18 protein-coding genes are annotated in these 19,522 nt (G+C 62.9%); 5 read left to right on the forward strand and 13 right to left on the reverse strand.

The genetic code is table 11. The features are described from left to right. Positions 1-23 precede the first annotated feature (23 nt). The 6 genes from PspTeo4_RS21815 to exbB form a co-directional block, all read right to left on the reverse strand. Positions 24-1,427 (reverse strand): HDOD domain-containing protein, encoded by a 1,404-nt coding sequence (locus PspTeo4_RS21815; RefSeq protein ID WP_322365944.1) that lies wholly within the window; start codon positions 1,425-1,427, stop codon positions 24-26. Positions 1,428-1,505: 78 nt separating this feature from the next. Then, positions 1,506-3,584, reverse strand: a complete 2,079-nt coding sequence (gene recG, locus PspTeo4_RS21820) for an ATP-dependent DNA helicase RecG (RefSeq protein ID WP_322365945.1) — start codon at positions 3,582-3,584, stop codon at positions 1,506-1,508. 3 nt (positions 3,585-3,587) lie between these two features. Further along, positions 3,588-4,514, reverse strand: a complete 927-nt coding sequence (locus PspTeo4_RS21825) for a hydrogen peroxide-inducible genes activator (RefSeq protein ID WP_176517654.1) — start codon at positions 4,512-4,514, stop codon at positions 3,588-3,590. Positions 4,515-4,608: 94 nt separating this feature from the next. Continuing rightward, complete coding sequence (locus tag PspTeo4_RS21830; RefSeq protein WP_322365946.1) at positions 4,609-5,343, reverse strand: energy transducer TonB; 735 nt, start codon at positions 5,341-5,343, stop codon at positions 4,609-4,611. Continuing rightward, positions 5,340-5,768: a TonB system transport protein ExbD gene (exbD, locus tag PspTeo4_RS21835; protein ID WP_013974803.1), complete on the reverse strand. Its 429-nt coding sequence runs from the start codon at positions 5,766-5,768 to the stop codon at positions 5,340-5,342. Before exbD ends, PspTeo4_RS21830 begins: the two co-directional genes overlap by 4 nt. Before the next feature lie 3 nt (positions 5,769-5,771). Beyond that, complete coding sequence (gene exbB / locus PspTeo4_RS21840) at positions 5,772-6,749, reverse strand: tonB-system energizer ExbB (RefSeq protein WP_322365947.1); 978 nt, start codon at positions 6,747-6,749, stop codon at positions 5,772-5,774. Between the two features lie 192 nt (positions 6,750-6,941). Between exbB and PspTeo4_RS21845 the strand changes: the two genes are divergently transcribed. Beyond that, complete coding sequence (locus PspTeo4_RS21845; protein ID WP_322365948.1) at positions 6,942-7,799, forward strand: NAD-dependent epimerase/dehydratase family protein; 858 nt, start codon at positions 6,942-6,944, stop codon at positions 7,797-7,799. Between the two features lie 305 nt (positions 7,800-8,104). Here PspTeo4_RS21845 and PspTeo4_RS21850 read toward each other — a convergent pair whose 3' ends face one another. The 5 genes from PspTeo4_RS21850 to PspTeo4_RS21870 all read right to left on the reverse strand — a co-directional run bounded on the left by PspTeo4_RS21850 (position 8,105) and on the right by PspTeo4_RS21870 (position 12,803). Next, positions 8,105-8,836 (reverse strand): hypothetical protein, encoded by a 732-nt coding sequence (locus tag PspTeo4_RS21850; RefSeq protein WP_322365949.1) that lies wholly within the window; start codon positions 8,834-8,836, stop codon positions 8,105-8,107. A gap of 55 nt (positions 8,837-8,891) precedes the next feature. After that, positions 8,892-9,272, reverse strand: coding sequence for a RidA family protein (locus PspTeo4_RS21855; RefSeq protein ID WP_009684531.1), 381 nt, complete (start codon positions 9,270-9,272; stop codon positions 8,892-8,894). A gap of 23 nt (positions 9,273-9,295) precedes the next feature. Further along, entirely contained in the window at positions 9,296-11,404 is a 2,109-nt protein-coding gene (gene spoT / locus PspTeo4_RS21860; protein ID WP_322365950.1) for a bifunctional GTP diphosphokinase/guanosine-3',5'-bis pyrophosphate 3'-pyrophosphohydrolase, read from the reverse strand. Positions 11,405-11,463: 59 nt separating this feature from the next. Further along, positions 11,464-11,727, reverse strand: a complete 264-nt coding sequence (rpoZ, locus tag PspTeo4_RS21865) for a DNA-directed RNA polymerase subunit omega (RefSeq protein ID WP_016394025.1) — start codon at positions 11,725-11,727, stop codon at positions 11,464-11,466. 203 nt (positions 11,728-11,930) lie between these two features. Next, positions 11,931-12,803: a LysR family transcriptional regulator gene (locus PspTeo4_RS21870; protein WP_322365951.1), complete on the reverse strand. Its 873-nt coding sequence runs from the start codon at positions 12,801-12,803 to the stop codon at positions 11,931-11,933. A 208-nt stretch (positions 12,804-13,011) separates the two neighbouring features. Between PspTeo4_RS21870 and PspTeo4_RS21875 the strand changes: the two genes are divergently transcribed. The 3 genes from PspTeo4_RS21875 to PspTeo4_RS21885 all read left to right on the forward strand — a co-directional run bounded on the left by PspTeo4_RS21875 (position 13,012) and on the right by PspTeo4_RS21885 (position 16,804). After that, complete coding sequence (locus tag PspTeo4_RS21875) at positions 13,012-14,394, forward strand: glutamine synthetase family protein (RefSeq protein WP_322365952.1); 1,383 nt, start codon at positions 13,012-13,014, stop codon at positions 14,392-14,394. Positions 14,395-14,398: 4 nt separating this feature from the next. Then, on the forward strand, positions 14,399-15,148 hold the full coding sequence (locus tag PspTeo4_RS21880; RefSeq protein ID WP_322365953.1) for a gamma-glutamyl-gamma-aminobutyrate hydrolase family protein: 750 nt from the start codon (positions 14,399-14,401) through the stop codon (positions 15,146-15,148). A gap of 114 nt (positions 15,149-15,262) precedes the next feature. Continuing rightward, positions 15,263-16,804, forward strand: coding sequence for an APC family permease (locus tag PspTeo4_RS21885; RefSeq protein ID WP_322365954.1), 1,542 nt, complete (start codon positions 15,263-15,265; stop codon positions 16,802-16,804). A 132-nt stretch (positions 16,805-16,936) separates the two neighbouring features. Here PspTeo4_RS21885 and gmk read toward each other — a convergent pair whose 3' ends face one another. Together gmk and PspTeo4_RS21895 are read right to left on the reverse strand one after the other, a co-directional pair. Continuing rightward, the gene (gene gmk, locus PspTeo4_RS21890) at positions 16,937-17,557 is read right to left on the reverse strand and encodes a guanylate kinase (protein WP_322365955.1); all 621 of its coding nucleotides are present in this window, start codon (positions 17,555-17,557) and stop codon (positions 16,937-16,939) included. A gap of 13 nt (positions 17,558-17,570) precedes the next feature. Beyond that, positions 17,571-18,434 (reverse strand): YicC/YloC family endoribonuclease, encoded by an 864-nt coding sequence (locus PspTeo4_RS21895; RefSeq protein ID WP_322365956.1) that lies wholly within the window; start codon positions 18,432-18,434, stop codon positions 17,571-17,573. A 226-nt stretch (positions 18,435-18,660) separates the two neighbouring features. Here PspTeo4_RS21895 and rph point away from each other — a divergent pair, with 226 nt between their 5' ends. Continuing rightward, positions 18,661-19,383 carry a ribonuclease PH gene (gene rph / locus PspTeo4_RS21900; RefSeq protein ID WP_322365957.1) on the forward strand — a complete coding sequence of 241 codons (723 nt, stop codon included), beginning with the start codon at positions 18,661-18,663 and terminating at the stop codon, positions 19,381-19,383. Positions 19,384-19,522: the final 139 nt, after the last annotated feature.

Below are 19,522 nucleotides of genomic sequence, written 5' to 3' on the forward strand. Positions count from 1 at the left end.
GCCGCAAAGCGGCCCCAAGCGGTTCAATGTGGTGCGTGGAATTGTGATGCCAGCTCTCGCAACAAGGTCTCGGCTTCAAGCACCTTGTTGACCACTTCCTCGGCCTTGTCCCGAGTGATGCCCAGGCGCTCCAGCAACTCATCCGGGATTTCTGCCTGCGGCCCCGAACCGATTCCGCGCGAGCGCAGCAGCCGGGTCGCCAGGCACACCAGGTTGGGGAATGCCGAGTATTCGCCGTCGTAGGACGGGTCATGCTGGAAACGCATCGCAGCCGACAGTTCTTCCGGCATATCCCACAGCTTCATCAGCCAGGTGCCGATCTGTTCGCGGCTGATACCCAGCAGGTGCTGCTCCACGTAGGTGTGGCACAGGTGCGGGTTGACCTCCAGATGACGGCAGATCAGCGAGAAGTGCGGCGGGAACACGTGTGCCAGCAGCAGATAACCGAAGTTGTGCAGCAGCCCTGCGAGGTAGGTCAGGCCGGCTTCCGGGCGCTCGGCCCGTGGCATAGCCCGCGTCAGGCCTTCGATGATCGCGGCAGTGTAGATCGACTGTTGCCAATACGGCGTGGCCTGCTGCGGGTGGTCTTTCGGCAAGCTCAAGGTCTTGCCCAGAGCCAGGCCCAAGGCCAGGTTGATCACCAGGTCGAAGCCCAGCACGCGCACGATGGCGTCTTCCACCGAGCGGATCTTGCCGGGTGACGCGTAGTAGGGGGACGCCGCCCAGCTGACCACCTGGGCGGCCAGTGCCGGGTCGGTTTCCACTACGCCGGTGATGTCATCGATGCTGGCATTGGGGTCGACCCGCAGCTTGATGATTTTCTGTGCGGTGTCGGCCAATGGCGGGATCTCGATGGTTTGTTCGAGCCGCTGTTGGATGCGCCGCGCAGTGAAGGCCTGAACGGCCTGGGTGATCTCCTTCGAGTCGTCGTCGGGGCGGTCCAGATTGGGCCGGATGTCTCTCACCGGCTGACCGAAACTGCCCCCGCTGGCTTTCTTCACCATGCGCCTGAAATCTTCCCGCGCGACCTCGAGCAATAGACCGGTTTCCCCGGACTCGATGTGCAGAGCGTCGTTATTGAGCAGTTTTTCTTCGTAAAGGCAGGGTGAGCTGGTCAGCGCCGGGATGCCCGGCAGCGCCTTCAGATTATGCTTGTCGAGCATCTGCTTGAGGCGTGCCACGGGCACCGCCCTGAGCTTGCGCCCGGTAAGCTCCTCAAGGAGTTTGAGGTCCAGCAACTTGCTCTGCGGGAACAGCACCATCAGGGCGCCAAGCTCATCGTCGAGCAGAATCGCCTGTACCCGCGAAGCTGCCGGCAGGGCCGGATGCTCAGGCACCTCGCGATAGCCGACGCCAAGCTTTTCCAGCAGCAGCTTGATCACCGAGGGTGCGCGTGGGGTTGCGGTGTCCAGGGCAACTTCAGTCATGGTCCGTATCCACTATTTCTTTTAAACGCAAAGTATAACCAGCCTGGCCCGCAAGCTGGATCCAATTTGGGACAAGCGTCACACTTGGCCATACTGCTGGCCGTGGCGCAGCCAGCGATCTAGCAGTGGGCTGACATGGTCGGGCCAGCGAGCGAGCAGGGCTTGGGCCGCATCCCGCACGGCCGGCAGAAGGTCGGCATCGCGCATCAGGTCGGCGACCTTGAACTGTAGCAGGCCGGTCTGGCGGGTTCCGAGCATCTCCCCGGGGCCACGCAGCTCCAGGTCTTTCTCCGCGATGATGAAGCCGTCGTTGGTTTCCCGCATGATACCCAGCCGCTCGCGACCGATCTGCGACAGTGGCGGGTGGTAGAGCAGCACACAATGGCTCACTGCACTGCCCCGGCCGACACGGCCGCGCAGCTGGTGCAGCTGGGCCAGGCCCAGGCGCTCGGGGTTCTCGATGATCATGAGGCTTGCGTTGGGTACGTCCACGCCGACTTCGATGACGGTGGTGGCCACCAGCAGTTGCAGGTTGCCTTGCTTGAACTCAGCCATGACCGCGGCCTTCTCGGCTGGCTTCATGCGGCCGTGTATCAAGCCCACGCGCAGTTCGCCAAGGGCGCTGCCAAGCTCCTCGAAGGTGCTTTCGGCCGCTTGGCAGGTCAGCTCCTCGGATTCCTCGATCAGCGTGCACACCCAGTACGCCTGACGCCCTTCGGCACAGGCGGCGCGGACCCGCTCGACCACTTCGAAGCGGCGGCTGTCGGCGACCAGTACGGTGTTGACCGGCGTACGACCAGGCGGCAGCTCGTCGAGGATCGAAGTATCGAGATCGGCGTAGGCGCTCATGGCCAGGGTGCGTGGAATGGGCGTGGCAGTCATGATCAGCTGGTGCGGGCACAGTTCGCCGGCTACGCCTTTCTTGCGCAGGGCCAGGCGTTGCTGCACGCCGAAGCGGTGTTGTTCATCGATGATCGCCAGGGCCAGATGCTTGAACTTCACCTCTTCCTGGAACAACGCGTGGGTACCGACGACCATGGGGGCGCCGTTGGCGATCTGCTCCAGGGCGCTGACACGGGCCTTGCCCTTGAGCTTACCGGCCAGCCATGCCACTTCGATACCCAGTGGCTCAAGCCAGCGCTGGAAGGTGATGTAGTGTTGCTCGGCCAGGATCTCGGTAGGTGCCATCAGGGCCACCTGGTAGCCGGCTTCCAGCGCCTGCAGGGCGGCGAGGGCGGCGACCACGGTCTTGCCAGCGCCAACATCGCCTTGCACCAGGCGCATCATCGGCTCGGCCTGGCTCAAGTCGTAGGCGATCTCGTTGGCAACCCGTTGTTGGGCTCCGGTCGGCTTGAAGCCGAGGTTGGCCAGGTACTGCGTCTGCAGGCGGCCGGCCTTGGGCAACACGGGGGCGCGCAAGCTGCGCAGGCTTTCCCGCAGGCGCTGTTGCGAAAGCTGATGGGTGAGCAGTTCCTCGAACGCCAGCCGGTGCTGGGCCCAGTGCTGGCCCTCGGCGAGTTCGTCGAGGTCGGCGTCGGCGGGTGGGTTGTGCAGATAACGGATGGCATCGTCCAGCGGCGCCAGGTGGTAATCCCGGGCCAGCTGGTCTGGGAGCCAGTCCGGCAGGCTGCGCGGGCCGAGCATGCCCAGGCTCTGCTGGCAGAGCAGGCGCAGGCGTTGCTGGGTGAGCCCTTCGGTGGACGGGTAGATCGGCGTCAGGGTCTGCTCGACCGGAGGCGGCGGCTCGTCGCCATTCAGCGCACGATACTCTGGGTGATAGATTTCCAGCCCGGACGCGCCGGGACGAGCTTCACCGTAGCAGCGCAGGTGCGTACCCCGCTTGAGGCCTTCTTTCTGTGCATTGCTGAAGTGGTAGAAGCGCAGGCTCAGCACGCCGCTGCCGTCACCCAGGCGTACCACCAGGCTGCGGCGTTTGCCCATGGTGACATCGGCGCCGCTGACCACGCCTTCGATCACCGCATCCTGGCCAGGGCGCAGTGCTCCGATGGGCACCACGCGAGTGCGGTCCTGGTAACGCAGGGGCAGGTGGAACAGCAGGTCCTGCAAGTTCTCAAGGCCAACCTTGGCGAGTTTTTCCGCCATGGCCTCGCCCACACCCTTGAGCGCCGTGACCGACACCTTCGACAGCTCAGTCATGATTCAGGCCGGTTGTTCCACGGGCGGCTTGGCCACCGAGCAAAGGCGGATGGAGTCAGCGAGGATCTCGATCGCCTTAGGCCGCGGGAAGCTGGCGCGCCAGGCGATGGCCACGGTGCGGAACGGTGCGGGTGCAGTGAGTGGACGTACCTCGATGACACCTGGCGCATAGTGGTGGCTGTGCACCGCCGACAGCGGCAGGATCGACACCCCGAGGCCCGATGCAACCATGTGGCGGATGGTTTCCAGGGAGCTGGACTCAACCGTGGTGTGCTTGGAACCTTCACCGCCTTTGTTCAGGGTCGGGCAGGCTTCCAGAACCTGGTCGCGGAAGCAGTGGCCCTCGCCGAGCAGCAGCAGGCTCTTGTCGTTGAGCATGGCGGTGTCGATGGTTTTCTTGGCCGTCCACGGGTGGTCGGCGGGCATCAGCGCACAGAATGGCTCGTCGTAGAGCGGCAGGGTCAGCACGTCGGCCTCGTTGAACGGCAGGGCAATGATCACTGCATCCAACTCGCCGTTGCGCAGCTTTTCGCGCAGGACGTGGGTGAAGTTCTCTTCGATGTACAGCGGCATCTGTGGGGCGACCCGGTGCAACTGAGGGATCAGGTGCGGGAACAGGTAAGGGCCGACGGTGTAGATGGCGCCGACCTTCAGCGGTGCGGTCAGCTGGTTCTTGCCGGCCTGGGCCAGTTCGCGGATGCCCTGGGCCTGCTCCAGCACCTTCTGCGCCTGGGCCACGATGCTCTCGCCGACCGGGGTCAGGCGCACCGCGCTTTTGCTGCGCTCGAAAATCAGTACACCCAGCTCGTCCTCAAGCTTCTTCACACCGACCGACAGGGTCGGCTGGCTGACGTGGCAGCGCTCGGCGGCGTGGCCGAAGTGCTGCTCTTGGGCGAGTGTGACGATGTAGCGTAATTCTGTGAGGGTCATAACGTGCGTCCATGAAGTTGCGGGCCCAGCATAGCGGCTGCAAACGATAGACGCACGTTATCAGACTTGCTGATTTGTGACAGAAACAACCGTATCAGCGGCGATCCAGCGAGTAGACGAACGGTGCCACCACTTCGATCGTGCCGTTGTTCAGCAGCTCGGGCGGTGGTTTCGGTACCGTGCCGGCCCGACGAATCATCTCCAGGGTTGCCCGGTCCAGGGCCGCACTGCCCGAACCGCCAGCCATCGAATACGACACCACCTTGCCTTCGGCATCGACCACGAACCGCAGGCGGTTGATGCCTTGCAGGCCGCGACGTCGCGCGTCTTCCGGGTAGCGCTTGTACTTCGCCAGGTGGCGCAGCAGGTCGCTTTGCCAGGTCGGCAAGGCTTTGCTGTTGGACGCGATGCTTGGTGCCGGTGCCGCCGACTTCTGTGGTGGCGTGTTGCTTGGCGGCGTATCCGCGACTTCTTCCTTGGCCGGTGGCTCATCCTTCGGCGGCTCAGGCTTTTTCTCAGGCTTGGGCGGCTGTGGCTTGGGCTTTGGCTTCGGCGGTTTCGGGATAGCGATCTTGGGCTTCGGAGCCTCCACAAGCTTCGGCAGCGGCGGTTCTTCTACCGGTGCCGGTGGCTGTGGAGCTGCTTTCGGAGGTGGTGGTGGCGCGGGCTCGGGCAGCGGCGCCAACTCGACCATCATCGCTGCCGGAGGCAGTTCGATGGCCTGGGGCACCGACCAGTTGAGCGTGAGCAGCACGGCGACCACGTGCACGCCCAGCACGATCGCCAGGCTGCCACCGTAGCGCGCCACGTTTGAGCGCGGTTTCGTCATTTCTTGGCTGCCGTCTCGAGACCTACCAGGCCGACTTTCAGGTAGCCGGCCGCGCGCATGTTGTTCATCACTTCCATCAGGTCACCGTAATCCACGCCTTTATCGGCCTGGAAGAAGATGGTGGTTTCCTTGTCGCCCTTGGTCTTGGCATCGAGCATCGGGCCAAGCTGGTCTGGGGCAGGTACCTGATCGTCGCCGACATACAGCTTCTGGTCGGCTTTGACGCTGACGAACACCGGTTTCTCGGGCCTCGGTGCCGGTTTGGCGGTCGAGGCGGGCAGGTCGACCTTGATGTCGACCGTGGCCAACGGGGCTGCGACCATGAAGATGATCAGCAGCACCAGCATCACGTCGATGAACGGCGTGACGTTGATTTCGTGGTTCTCGGCGAGGTCATCGCCACCTTCGTTAAGATGCAGGCCCATGGTTTACCCCACTTTCACCATGTGCGGGGCAGCGCGCTCGCTACCTTGGTGGTCGAGGTCACGGCTGACCAGCAGCAGCACCTGCGCCGAGGCGTCGGAGACCTGAGCCTTGTAACCAGCGATGGAGCGGGCGAAGACGTTGTAGATCACCACGGCCGGAATTGCCGCAACCAGGCCCAGGGCGGTGGCCAGCAGGGCTTCGGCGATACCGGGAGCAACGACGGCCAGGTTGGTGGTCTGGGTTTTGGCGATGCCGATGAAGCTGTTCATGATGCCCCACACGGTACCGAACAGGCCGACGAACGGTGCGGTCGAGCCGATGGTGGCGAGCACGCCGGTGCCGCTGCTCATGTTGCGACCGCTGGCAGCCACCAGGCGCTCCAGGCGGAAGCTGACGCGCTCTTTGATGCCTTCCTTCTCACGGGCATTGGCCGACAGGCGCATTTCTTCCAGTGCATCGTGGACCAGGGTGTGGGCCAGGGTGCCTTCCTTGTTCGAGGCGTCGCTGGCTTCTTTAAGGGTGGCGGACTTCTTCAGCACCGCGATTTCGCCACGCAGGCGACGCTTGGCGCCCATCAGCTCGAAGCCTTTGGCGATCCAGATGGTCCAGGTAATGATGGAGGCAATGGCCAGGCCGATCATCACGGCTTTCACCACGACGTCAGCATTCTTGTACATGCCCCATGGGGACAGGTCATGGGCCATGCCCAGGGACGTGTCCTCGACTACCGCTTCGACGGTCTCGCCCGCTGGCGCAACGGCGTCCGCCGGGGTGGCTGCAGCGGCGTCGACGGCAGGAACCTGGGCATCGCCAGCAGGTGCTGCGGCGGCTGGTGCGGTGGCGGCTGCCGGGGTGGCGGCATTGGCGGTTGGCTCATCAGCCATGGCTGCCGGGGCCAGTACCAGGCTGAACATCAGCGCGGCAATGGCGCGCCAGGCGCGCGACATGGTTGGCGAAGCGGAAGGTTGAGTACGTGTCATGCTGGCCGGACCTGATGAAGAAAAAAAGTAAGCGTTCTTCAAGGCCTCGAAGCAGGCCGAGAACAGATAGGGGTGCCATTATTGCAAGTAATTCTTGTTAACAAAAGTAATCTTGTTGCTTTTTTCACCTTTGGTCTAGCCGCTTGTCCTGTAATCCGGCTAGCCTGACCCTTTGGGATTGGGAGTTTTGTGATGTCAGACCTATCCGCAATGATCGTAGGATGCGGTGATGTAGGTGGCCGTCTGGCCCAGCAATTGCTGGCCCGTGGCTGGCAGGTCAGTGGCCTGCGACGTTCAATTGGCGAGCTGCCTGCCGGGGTGATTCCGGTCGCCGCAGACCTCTCCAGCCCGGAGATCCCCCAGGCGTGGCCGATGCAAGCACCGGACTACCTGGTGTATTGCGTGGCAGCCAGCCAGCACGATGAAGCCGGTTACCAGGCCGCGTACGTCCAGGGTTTGCAGCACGTATTGTCGTGGTTGAGCGAGCGAGGGCAGCGCCCGCGTCGCTTGCTGTTCGTCTCCAGCAGCAGTGTCTATGCGCAGAAGGATGGCGATTGGATTGACGAGACCGCAGCCACTGAACCCGAGGGTTACTCCGGGCGGGTCATGCTGGAAGCTGAACAGTTGGCGCTGGGCAGCGGTATCCCCGCTAGCCTGGTGCGATTGACCGGCATCTACGGGCCGGGCCGTGAATGGCTGCTCAGCCAGGTGCGCCAGGGCTATCGTGTGGCCGAGGAGCCACCGCTGTATGGCAACCGCATACACGCTGAAGATGCGGCAAGCCTGTTGGCCTTCCTGCTACAGGCCGATGCCGATGGCGTGGCGCTGGATGATTGCTACATCGGTGTCGACGACGACCCGGCACCACTGGCCGATGTGGTGGCTTGGTTGCGTGGGTATATGGGCGTGACCGAATGGTCGGATGAGCAGCGCGTACGCCGTACCGGCAGCAAGCGCTGCAGCAATGCCCGGGCGCGGGCTTTGGGTTGGGCGCCGGTGTATCCGAGCTACAAGGAAGGGTACGCGGCCATTTTGGCGGGTAGGGGCTGAGGTTGCATCTGGGCCATCAGGTGCCTGTCTTTAGGTTTGTGGTGGCTTTGAGATCGAGCGCCGCCCGCGCGGCGCATCGCGAGCAAGGCTCGCTCCTACGTTTGTTTCGGGCCAGTCATGCCTGTGGGATTTGCGCGCGAACGCCTTGGCGCATGGCTTGATATCGAGTCGTACACACAAGGCGGTCGCGCGCGCCTGTCACAGGCGTTATTGGCCGTAAACAAACGTAGGAGCGAGCCTTGCTCGCGATGCGCCGCGCGGGCGGCGCGCGATTGACGCGCCGCCACACATCTCAAGCCAACCACTCAGCCCCGCTCGAGCACCCACCGACGGGCGCCAGGTGCCAGGGCAGGCATCTCATCCGGCTGCGCGCGGTTGACCGCCTGGAAGATCTCCAGCTTGTCGCCATCGCGCTTGAAAATGAACGGCGCCCCGCGCTGGTTGCGCTCCAGCCACAGGCTGTCATTGCTGCCGCCCATGCTGGCGCAGTCGCCGGCCAGGCACAGTGCATAGCGGTCTGGGCCTGGCAGGCCGGTTACGCTGCCGTTATCGGCGAAACGTACCACGCTACCCTTACCCTGGCCGTCGACGATCTTCCACTCGCCTCCCAGGTATGCCTGGTACAGCGCTTTCTCGAAGCTGCTGCCCAACGGCGTATTGGCGGTGGCTGGTTGCTTGGCACGCACGAAGGTCTGTTCGGCGCCACTCTGGCTGGTGGCCTTCAGCTCATCGCCATCCAGTGCGAGCTGTTCAGTTTGGTCGCCTTGAAAACTGGCCTGCCATTGCTTGTCGTTGGCGCTCAGTTGGCCGTCCGCCGCCTCGAAACCATTGCTGTAGCTGGCCTGCTGGTTGGCGACGTCGAGTTTCCACTCGAATACCGGGCCATGTTCGTTCAGGGCCTGGCGCAGGTTACCGCCCTTGACCGCGGCCTTGATGGCGTCCTGGTTGATCCAGGTGCCGTTGAAATCTTCGGGTTTGTGGCTGGCGCAGCCGCTCATGAGCAGGGCGGCCAGTGCGAGGGGCAGTGCTTGACGCATGGCGGGATAACCTTGGGGAGGAAGGTGACGGGCAGGGCGCCCGTCACCAGAGGCATCATTCGATGACCAGGATGGCGTCCATTTCAACCTGGGCGCCTTTCGGCAGTGCGGCAACGCCAATGGCGGCGCGGGCCGGGTAAGGCTGTTCGAAGTAACGGCCCATCACTTCATTGACCTTGGCGAAGTGGCTCAGGTCGGTGAGGAAGATGTTGAGCTTGACGATGTCCTTGAACGAACCACCGGCTGCTTCGGCGACGGCCTTGAGGTTTTCAAAAACCTGTACGGTCTGGGCTTCGAAACCTTCGACCAGTTCCATGGTTTTCGGGTCCAGTGGGATCTGGCCCGACATGTACACGGTGTTGCCGGCCTTGATTGCCTGGGAGTAGGTGCCGATAGCGGCAGGGGCCTTGTCGCTGTTGATGACAGTCTTGCTCATGATGACTCCTTGCTGTTGACGGACTACGTACGCATGCGGGTGATGCGGACCACGCCGGTCAGCGTACGCAGCTTCTTGATCACACGCGCCAGGTGCACGCGGTCGTGCACGCTGACCACCAGCTGGACCACGCTGATACGACCGTCGCGTTCGTCCATGCTGATCTTCTCGATGTTGCCATCGGCGGCGTTGACGCTGCTGGCAAGCAGGGCGATCAGGCCGCGCTGGTGCTCAAGCTCGACGCGCAGCTCGACATTGAATTCGCCAGTGATGTCCTTGGCCCAGGAGAGTTGTACGCACTTCTCCGGATTGTGCCGGATTTCGCTGATGTTCCGGCAGTTTTCCAAGTGCACGACCATGCCTTTGCCAGCGGAAAGGTGGCCGACGATCGGGTCGCCCGGAATCGGTGTGCAGCACTTGGCATAACTGAGTACCAGGCCTTCGGTACCGCGAATCGCCAGCGGGCCTTCCGGTGCTGGTAACGGTTCGCCCTCGGCCGACAGCAGGCGGCGAGCGACCACATAGGCCATGCGGTTGCCCAGGCCGATGTCTTCGAGCAGGTCTTCGATCAGCTCCAGGCGGTATTCGGTAAGAATCGCCTGAATCCGATCCTGCGGAATCTGCTCCAGGCTGCTGTCGAACCCGGTCAGGACCTTGTTCAGCAGGCGTTCGCCCAGGCTGATCGACTCGGAGCGGCGTTGCTGCTTGAGCGCGTGGCGGATGTGCGTGCGCGCCTTGCCGGTGACGACAAAGTTGAGCCAGGCCGGATTGGGGCGAGCACCGGGTGCGCTGACGATCTCCACGGTCGAGCCGCTTTGCAGAGGTTCGGACAGCGGCGCCAGGCGACGGTTGATGCGGCAGGCGATGCAACTGTTGCCGACGTCAGTGTGCACGGCATAGGCAAAGTCGACAGCAGTGGAGCCTTTGGGCAGCTCCATGATTCGCCCTTTGGGCGTGAAGACGTAGACCTCGTCGGGGAACAGGTCGATCTTCACGCTCTCGATGAATTCCAGCGAGTTGCCGGCGCGTTGCTGCAGTTCGAGGATACCCTTGACCCACTGACGGGCGCGGGCGTGGCTGCCTTTGGGCTGCTCTTCCTCGTTGGATTTGTACAGCCAGTGCGCGGCGATGCCATTGTTGGCCATCTCTTCCATCTCGCGGGTGCGGATCTGGATTTCGATGGGCACGCCGTGCATGCCGAACAAGGTCGTATGCAGCGACTGGTAGCCGTTGGCCTTGGGGATCGCGATGTAATCCTTGAACCGGCCGGGCAGCGGCTTGTACAGGTTGTGCACGGCACCGAGCACGCGGTAGCAGGTGTCGACCTTGTCGACGATGATGCGGAAGGCGTACACGTCCATGATCTCGTTGAAGGCGCGACGTTTGCCGCGCATCTTCTTGTAGATGCCATAGAGGTGTTTCTGCCGACCGCTGACTTCGCCCTCGATGCCGTCAGCAGCCAGGCAGTTGGCCAGCGACTGTTCGATCTTGGCGACGATTTCCTTACGGTTGCCGCGCGCGCTCTTGACCGCTCGATGGATGAGCGACGAGCGCATCGGGTGCATGGCCTTGAAACCGAGGTCTTCGAACTCCACGCGAACGGTGTGCATCCCCAGGCGATTGGCGATGGGGGCGTAGATTTCGAGGGTTTCCTTGGCGATGCGCCGGCGTTTTTCGCCCGACAGCACTTCCAGGGTGCGCATGTTGTGCAGGCGGTCGGCCAGCTTGACCAGGATCACGCGAATATCGCGGGCCATGGCCATGGCCATTTTCTGGAAGTTCTCGGCCTGCGCCTCGGCCTTGGTTTCGAAGTTCATCTGGGTCAGCTTGCTGACCCCATCGACCAGCTCGGCGACGGTTTCGCCGAATTGCTGGCAGAGGGCTTCCTTGGCGATGCCGGTGTCTTCGATCACGTCGTGCAGCATGGCGGCCATCAGGCTCTGATGGTCCATGTGCATGTCGGCAAGGATGCTGGCCACGGCCAGCGGATGGGTCACGTAGGGCTCGCCGCTGCGGCGGCGCTGCCCGTCGTGTGCCTGTTCGGCATAGAAATAGGCGCGACGAACCAGGTTGACCTGTTCCGGGCCCAGATAGGTCGACAGCCGTTCGGCTAAGGCTTCTATACCCGGCATGGATTCACCTCTTGCCGAGGAAGAGGGCCTTGTGCCGCGCGACGTCGACCAGGCATAGATCAGACAGCCTCGTTGGACTCGTCCTCGAACGCGGCGAAGACCGGATCCTCGGTGACGATCTCTTCAGCGGCGATGAACTCAGGGGTAACGATACCTTCGGCGATTTCGCGCAGGGCGACCACGGTCGGCTTGTCGTTTTCCCACGCTACGCGCGGCTCTTTGCCGCCGGTAGCCAGCTGACGTGCGCGCTTGGTCGAGAGCATGACCAGCTCAAAACGGTTATCCACGTGTTCCAGGCAGTCTTCAACAGTTACGCGGGCCATGGTCTTCCTCAGTAGCAAATGCGGTAGGCGTGCAGCCCAATATGGGCAGGCGGACTCGATAGTTTAAAAAATCACCAGCCAATAGGGAAGCGCTGTTTTGCGGCTTACCCCAATGGATCTGACCATCAGCGCACTCTGTGGGAGCGGGCTTGCCCGCGAAAGGGCCGCAACAGACGCCTTATCGCTTGAACCCGACGATAACCTCAGAGCATCGCGTCACGCAACCGCGGGGTCAGCTCCTCGAACAAGGTCTGCACTGAACGCAATGCCCGGCAATCCGGACGGGTCAGTAGCCACAACTGAGTGTCGCAGCCTGGCAGTGGACCACTCAGCGCCTCCACGCCAGGCAGCGCGTGCACCATGTAGTCCGGCAGCGCCGCCACGCCCAGGCCGGTGCTCACCAGCTGGGCGATGGTCGACATGCCGCTGCATTGATAGCGTGGGCTGAGCCCCGGGTACTGCTGGTTGCGCCAAACTGCCGTGGGGTGATCCTGCATCGAGTCGTCAGGGGCGATCCACGGCACGCTGCTGGCCGACTCGGCCAGGCGTTCGCGCCACTGTGGTTGGCCACAGATCACGTACGAGGTAGAGCCCAGGCAGCGTCCGACCAGGTGTTCCGGTGGCGTGTTGGTCAGGCGCAGGGCGATATCGGCATCGCGTCGGCTGAGGTTGGCGAAGGTATTGGACGTACCCATCTCCAGTGACAGCGCCGGGTAGTTCGGCATGAAGTCTGCCAGCGCCGGTAGCAGCAAGGTGTGCATCACTGCTTCAGTGCAGGTCAGCCGAACCGTGCCACTGACCACCTGTTCGCCGCTGGTCATGGCGATGCGCGCGGCTTCGAGCGCCTGTTCGGCACGCTCGGCCTGCTCGGCCAGGGCCTGGGCCGTGTCGGTCGGCAGGTAGCCCTTGCGGCTTTTCACGAACAGCGCGGTGCCGAGTGCCGACTCAAGGCGACGGATGGAGCGAAAGACGGTCGAGACATCGACCTTGAGCAATTCGGCAGCCTTGGCCAGCGAACGGCCACGTTCCAGGGCCAGGACCAGCGATAGGTCGGCATGGGTAATCTGATATTGCATTGGTGCACGCTCTGCTTGCCGAATTGCCAATGTCTGTTGCGTTGGGGCCATTTTATAGTGAAACGGCCCCCGGGAATCAATGCGCCCGGTCGGGTAACCAGTCCCCACGATGGGAAAGTGAAAAGAACAACAGCTGCAACCATCGTCGCCCGTGAGGCGCCAGCCGTACCCCCCCACATCGCCGCAGCAAATCCAAAGGATGTACATCATGACGTCGGTCACCCCGTGCGCCAGTTCTTCCAGCGAGATGAATCAGTTCCTTCAGGCTCATCCCGACACGCAGTACGTCGATCTGCTGATCTCCGACATGAATGGCGTGGTACGCGGTAAGCGCATCGAGCGAGCCAGCCTGCACAAGGTGTACGAGAAGGGGATCAACCTGCCGGCCTCGCTGTTCGCCCTGGACATCAATGGTTCGACCGTCGAGAGCACCGGCCTTGGCCTGGACATCGGCGATGCCGACCGCATCTGCTTCCCGATTCCGGGAACGCTGTCCGACGAGCCTTGGCAGAAACGTCCGACCGCTCAGCTGCTGATGACCATGCACGAGCTGGATGGCCAGCCGTTCTTCGCCGACCCGCGCGAAGTGCTGCGTCAGGTGGTGAGCAAGTTCGACGACCTGGGCCTGGATATCTGCGCCGCGTTCGAGCTGGAGTTCTACCTGATCGACCAGGACAACCTCAACGGTCGTCCACAACCGCCGCGCTCGCCCATCTCGGGCAAGCGCCCGCAGTCTACCCAGGTGTACCTGATCGACGACCTCGATGAGTACGCCGACTGCCTGCAGGACATGCTCGAAGCCGCCAAGGAGCAAGGCCTGCCAGCCGACGCAATCGTCAAGGAAAGTGCCCCGGCGCAGTTCGAGGTCAACCTGCACCACGTCGCCGATCCGCTCAAGGCGTGCGACTACGCGATTTTGCTCAAGCGCCTGATCAAGAACGTCGCCTACGACCATGAGATGGACACCACCTTCATGGCCAAGCCCTACCCGGGTCAGGCGGGCAACGGGTTGCACGTGCATATCTCGTTGCTGGACAAGAAAACCGGCAAGAACATCTTTGCCAGCGATGACCCGCAGGAAAGTGAAACCCTGCGCCACGCCATCGGTGGCGTGCTGGAAACCATGCCAGCCTCCATGGCGTTCCTGTGCCCGAACATCAACTCCTACCGTCGCTTCGGCGCGCAGTTCTACGTACCCAATGCGCCGAGCTGGGGCCTGGACAACCGCACCGTGGCCGTGCGCGTGCCGACTGACAGCAGCGACAACGTGCGCCTGGAGCACCGCGTGGCGGGTGCTGACGCCAACCCGTACCTGATGCTCGCAGCCATCCTGGCTGGCGTGCATCACGGCCTGACCAACAAGGTCGAGCCGGATGCGCCGATCGAAGGCAACTCCTACGAACAGCTGGAGCAAAGCCTGCCGAACAACCTGCGCGATGCCTTGCGCGCGCTGGACGACAGCGAAGTCCTCAATCAATACATCAGCCCGGACTACATCGATATCTTCGTGGCCTGCAAGGAAAGCGAGCTGGCCGAGTTCGAAGTATCGATTTCCGACCTCGAGTACAACTGGTACCTGCACACGGTGTAAGCCCATGAGCGCAAATGCGGTCCCCTTGATTGGAGTCAGCGCCTGTCGCCAGCAGGTGGGGAAGAACTCGTCGCACACAGTGGGCGACAAGTATGTCGAGGCGGCGGCCTTTGCCGGGCTGCCGCTGCTGTTGCCGGCCCGCGATGCCGGCAGCGATACGCAGGCGCTGCTGGCGCAGCTCGACGGCATTGTTTTTACCGGTTCGCCTTCAAATATCGAGCCGCGTCATTACAATGGCGCCCCCAGCGCGGAAGGGACTCGGCACGACCCCGCTCGTGACCGCCTGACCTTGCCGCTGCTGCAGGCTGCCATTGCCGCCGGTGTACCGGTGTTCTGCATCTGCCGTGGTTTCCAGGAGTTGAATGTGGCCTTGGGCGGTACCTTGCACCAGCGCGTGCAGGAGCTTCCCGGCTTCCTGGACCACCGTGAACCTGAGGACGCACCCCTGGAGGTGCAATACGGGCCTCGTCACTCCGTCGGCATCGAGCCGGGCGGAGTGTTCGAGCGCCTGGGCCTGGCTGCGCAGTTCGAGGTCAACTCGTTGCATAGCCAGGGCATCGACCGTCTGGCCCCGGGCCTGCGTGTCGAGGCACGGGCCCCGGATGGCCTGATCGAGGCAGTGTCGATGATCGATGCACCAGGCTTTGTGCTTGGTGTGCAGTGGCACCCCGAGTGGCGTTTCGCCGAAAACCCGGTCTCCCTGCGCCTTTTCCAGGCGTTTCGCGAGGCCTGCATTGCCCACGCTGCACGGTAGGGTCATTACCCGAAGGTCTTGGATGACCTACACCGATTCGCAAGCTTTCAATGAGTGAAAGCGCCTTGCTTGCAAGGCCTGTGACAACAATTCCAATAGTTACGGCGTTTTCTCATGAGCAATTACACAGAAGCCGGCCGCCCACCCGATGTGGCGGCCGACTCGGGCAACACTTCGCGCAGCAAGGGCCTGGCCAAAGGACGTTTGGGCCTGCTGGCCAGCGTGGTTTTGGGCATTTCCACCATCGCTCCGGTCTACACCCTGACCGGTGCCCTTGGCCCGACCGTACGCGAAGTCGGCGCTCACTTGCCGGCGGTATTCATCGTCGGCTTCCTGCCCATGTTGCTGGTGGCCCTCGGGTACCGCGAACTCAACTCGGCGGAGCCTGACAGTGGCACCTCATTCACGTGGTCGGCCCGCGCCTTCGGCCCGATGATTGGATGGATCGGTGGCTGGGGGCTGGTGGTTGCCACCACCATCGTGTTGTCCAACCTGGCGGGTGTGGCCGTCGACTTCTTCTACCTGTTCCTGGCGCAGATCACTGGCCAGCATGAATTGGCGGCGTTGGCGGACAACCTTCTAATCAACATCACCACCTGTTGCGTGTTCATCGCCCTGGCCGTGTGGATCTGCTGTCGTGGCATGACCACCACCATGACCGTGCAGTATGGCCTGGTGGCCCTGCAGTTACTGGTGTTGCTTGGCTTCGCCTTCGCGGCGTTCGGCGAGACCACTGCGCCGCCACCGTTGGAGTTCGATTTCGCCTGGTTCAACCCGTTCGGCGTCGAGTCGTTCTCGGCGTTCGCTGCCGGGCTGTCGTTGTCGATCTTCATTTTCTGGGGGTGGGATGTATGCCTGACCGTCAGTGAAGAATCGATCGGTAGCGACGAAGTGCCGGGCAAGGCGGCGACCTGGACCGTGCTGCTGATTCTCGGCCTGTACCTGTTCACTGCAATCGCAACATTGCAATTCGCCGGAGTCAGTGAGGAGGGCCTGGGCCTGAACAACCCGCGCATTCAGGAAAACGTCTTTGCCCACCTGGCGGGGCCGGTAATGGGGCCATTGGCGATCCTGATGTCCATCGCCGTGCTGGCCAGCACTGCTGCTTCGTTGCAGTCGACCTTCGTTTCGCCAGCGCGCACCTTACTTGCCATGGGTTACTACGGCGCTGTTCCGCAGAAGTTCGCCAGTGTCTGCCCGCGCTCGCAGACTCCACGTTACGCCACCATCTGTGCAGGCGTTGCCGCAGGTTTGTTCTATGTGACGATGCGTACCCTTAGCGAAAACGTACTGGCCGACACCATCACCGCGTTGGGGATGATGATCTGCTTCTACTACTCGCTGACGGCCTTTGCTTGCGTCTGGTACTTCCGTGACAGCCTGTTCGACAGCCTGCGCCACTTCTTCATGCGCGGCCTGTGTCCGCTGGTGGGCGGGGTGATTCTGTCGGTGATCTTCGTGCGCACGGCGATCGACAGCGCCTCGCCTGACTTCGGCAGCGGCTCGCATGTGGGTGGGCTGGGCTTGGTGTTCGTGATCGCCGCGATCATCTCGGCGCTGGGGATCGTGCTGATGATGCTGTCGCGGATGCGCGCGCCGGCTTACTTCCTGGGGGCTACTCTGCGTCAGCAGGCGACTTTGCCGTTGCAGGAATAATGCTGGGGGCGCTTTGCGCCCCATTCGCCGGCAAGTCAGCTCCCACAGCCCCCCACAGGTCTTGAGTGCTATGCAGAGCCTGTGGGAGCCGGCTTGCCGGCGAATGGGCCGCAAAGCGGCCCCTCTGGTCTATCAGGCCAGCAGTTCTTTCAGCAGTTCGCTGTGGCGCTGCTGCTGCTTCTTCAGCAGCAACCGATTCGCGACAAACACCGCCTTCAACTCCTCCAGCGCAACGCTGAAATCATCGTTGATGATCACGTAGTCGTACTCGTCGTAGTGCACCATCTCGCTGACCGCTTCTTTCATGCGCCCTGCGATGATCTCTTCGCTGTCCTGCCCGCGGCCATCCAGGCGTTCACGCAGCGCTTGCTGGCTTGGCGGCAGGATGAAGACCGACAGCGCTTCCGGCATCAGCTTGCGCACTTGCTGGGCGCCTTGCCAGTCGATTTCCAGGATCAGGTCGAAGCCCTGGTCGAGGGTTTGCTGCAACGCGCTGCGCGAGGTGCCGTAGAAGTTGCCGAAGACCTCGGCGTGTTCGAGGAAGTCGCCTTGCTCGATCAGTGCCTTGAATTCCTCATGCACGACGAAGTGATAGTTCACCCCGTGTTCTTCGCCTGGGCGCATGGCGCGAGTCGTGTGCGAGACCGAGACACGAATCTGTCGGTCGTCCTTGGTCAGGGCCGTGACCAGGCTGGTCTTGCCGGCGCCGGAGGGGGCCGAGACGATGTAGAGGGTGCCGCTGCTGTGATTCATGGTAGGGGAGGCCTTACTCGATGTTCTGTACTTGTTCACGCATCTGTTCGATCAGTACCTTCAGGTTGACCGCCGCTTGCGTGCTGCGCGGGTCGAAGGCCTTGGAGCCCAGGGTATTGGCTTCGCGGTTGAGCTCTTGCATCAGGAAGTCCAGACGGCGACCCGCGGCCCCGCCGGACTTCAGTACCCGACGCACTTCTGTGACGTGAGTGCTGAGGCGATCCAGCTCCTCGGCCACGTCACTTTTCTGTGCCAGCAGGACCATCTCCTGCTCCAGGCGCTGCGGGTCGAGCTCGGCCTGCAGGTCGCCAAAGCGGTCGAGGATCTTCTGCCGCTGGGCCGCCAGCATCTGTGGCACCAGGGCACGCAGGGTGGTGACCTCGGTGGCCATGCTGTCCAGTCTCTCGTTGATCAGACGGGCCAGTTCCTGGCCTTCACGCAAGCGGCCGGCCTTGAGTTCGGCCAGGGCCTCATCGAACAGCGCCACCGCCTCGGCATTGAGGGCTTGCGGGTCGCTGGCATCGGCGACCAGCACGCCTGGCCAGGACAGCACTTCCAATGGGTTGAGCGGAGCGGGCTGCTTGATCAGGCCGGCGACTTCCTCGGCGGCGGCGACCAATTGCGCGGCGCGCTCGCGGTCAACCTTGAGCGGCTTGCCAGCGTTGTCTTCATTAAGACGTAGGGTGCATTCCACCTTGCCTCGGGAAACTCCCTGGCGCAGGCCTTCGCGGACGGCGCCTTCAAGGTCGCGCAGCGCCTCGGGCAGACGCAGGTGGGGCTCCAGGTAACGGTGGTTGACCGAACGCAGCTCCCAGATCAGGGTGCCTTGGCTGCCGGCGCGCTCGACTCGAGCAAAAGCGGTCATGCTGTGCACCATGGGGAGTACCTCGCGTAGATGGAGTGAACGGAAAGCCTTTCGGCTGCAAGGCGCAGGATTGTAGCGCAGTGGGGCCTTGGCGCCCAATCCACCCATGTTACAGATCGGCCGTCGGCTGATGGGAAAAGTCGACAGACTGCCCGGGGCGCGACAATAGGCATGTCCTCGCAAGGCGACGGGCCCTATAATGCAGGGCAGATTCAAAGTCCCGGTACAGGTATCCCAGATGAAACGTCCAAGTGGTCGCGCCGCCGATCAGCTCCGCTCGATCCGCCTCACCCGCAACTACACCAAGCACGCCGAGGGGTCGGTACTGGTCGAGTTCGGCGACACCAAGGTCGTCTGCACGGTCAGCGTCGAAAATGGTGTTCCCCGCTTCCTCAAAGGCCAGGGTCAAGGCTGGCTGACCGCCGAGTACGGCATGCTGCCGCGCTCCACCGGTGAGCGTAACCAGCGCGAGGCCAGTCGTGGCAAGCAGGGTGGCCGAACCCTGGAAATCCAGCGCTTGATCGGCCGCTCGCTGCGCGCCGCGCTGGACATGAGCAAGCTGGGTGACATCACCCTGTACATCGACTGCGACGTGATCCAGGCCGACGGTGGCACGCGTACCGCCTCGATCACCGGCGCCATGGTTGCCCTGTGTGACGCACTGGCAGTGATCAAGAAGCGTGGCGGCCTGAAGGCTGGCAACCCGCTCAAGCACATGATCGCGGCCGTGTCGGTGGGTATGTATCAGGGTGAGGCCGTGCTCGACCTGGATTACCTGGAAGACTCCGCTGCCGAGACCGACCTGAACGTGGTCATGACCAGTGCTGGCGGCTTCATTGAAGTGCAGGGCACCGCCGAAGGCGCGCCGTTCCAGCCGGAAGACTTCAACGCCATGCTGGCGCTGGCGCAGAAGGGCATGAACGAAATCTTCGAGCTGCAGCAGGCTGCACTGGCTGACTGATTTGAGGTAAGACACTGGGGCCGCTTCGCGGCCCATCGCCGGCAAGCCGGCTCCCACAGGAATAGCGCAAGCCTCAAGAGCGACGCGGTACCTGTAGGAGCCGGCTTGCCGGCGATGGGCCGTGAAGCGGCCCCAGTTC

Origin of the sequence: Pseudomonas sp. Teo4 (genome assembly GCF_034387475.1) — a bacterium.
Lineage (GTDB): Bacteria > Pseudomonadota > Gammaproteobacteria > Pseudomonadales > Pseudomonadaceae > Aquipseudomonas.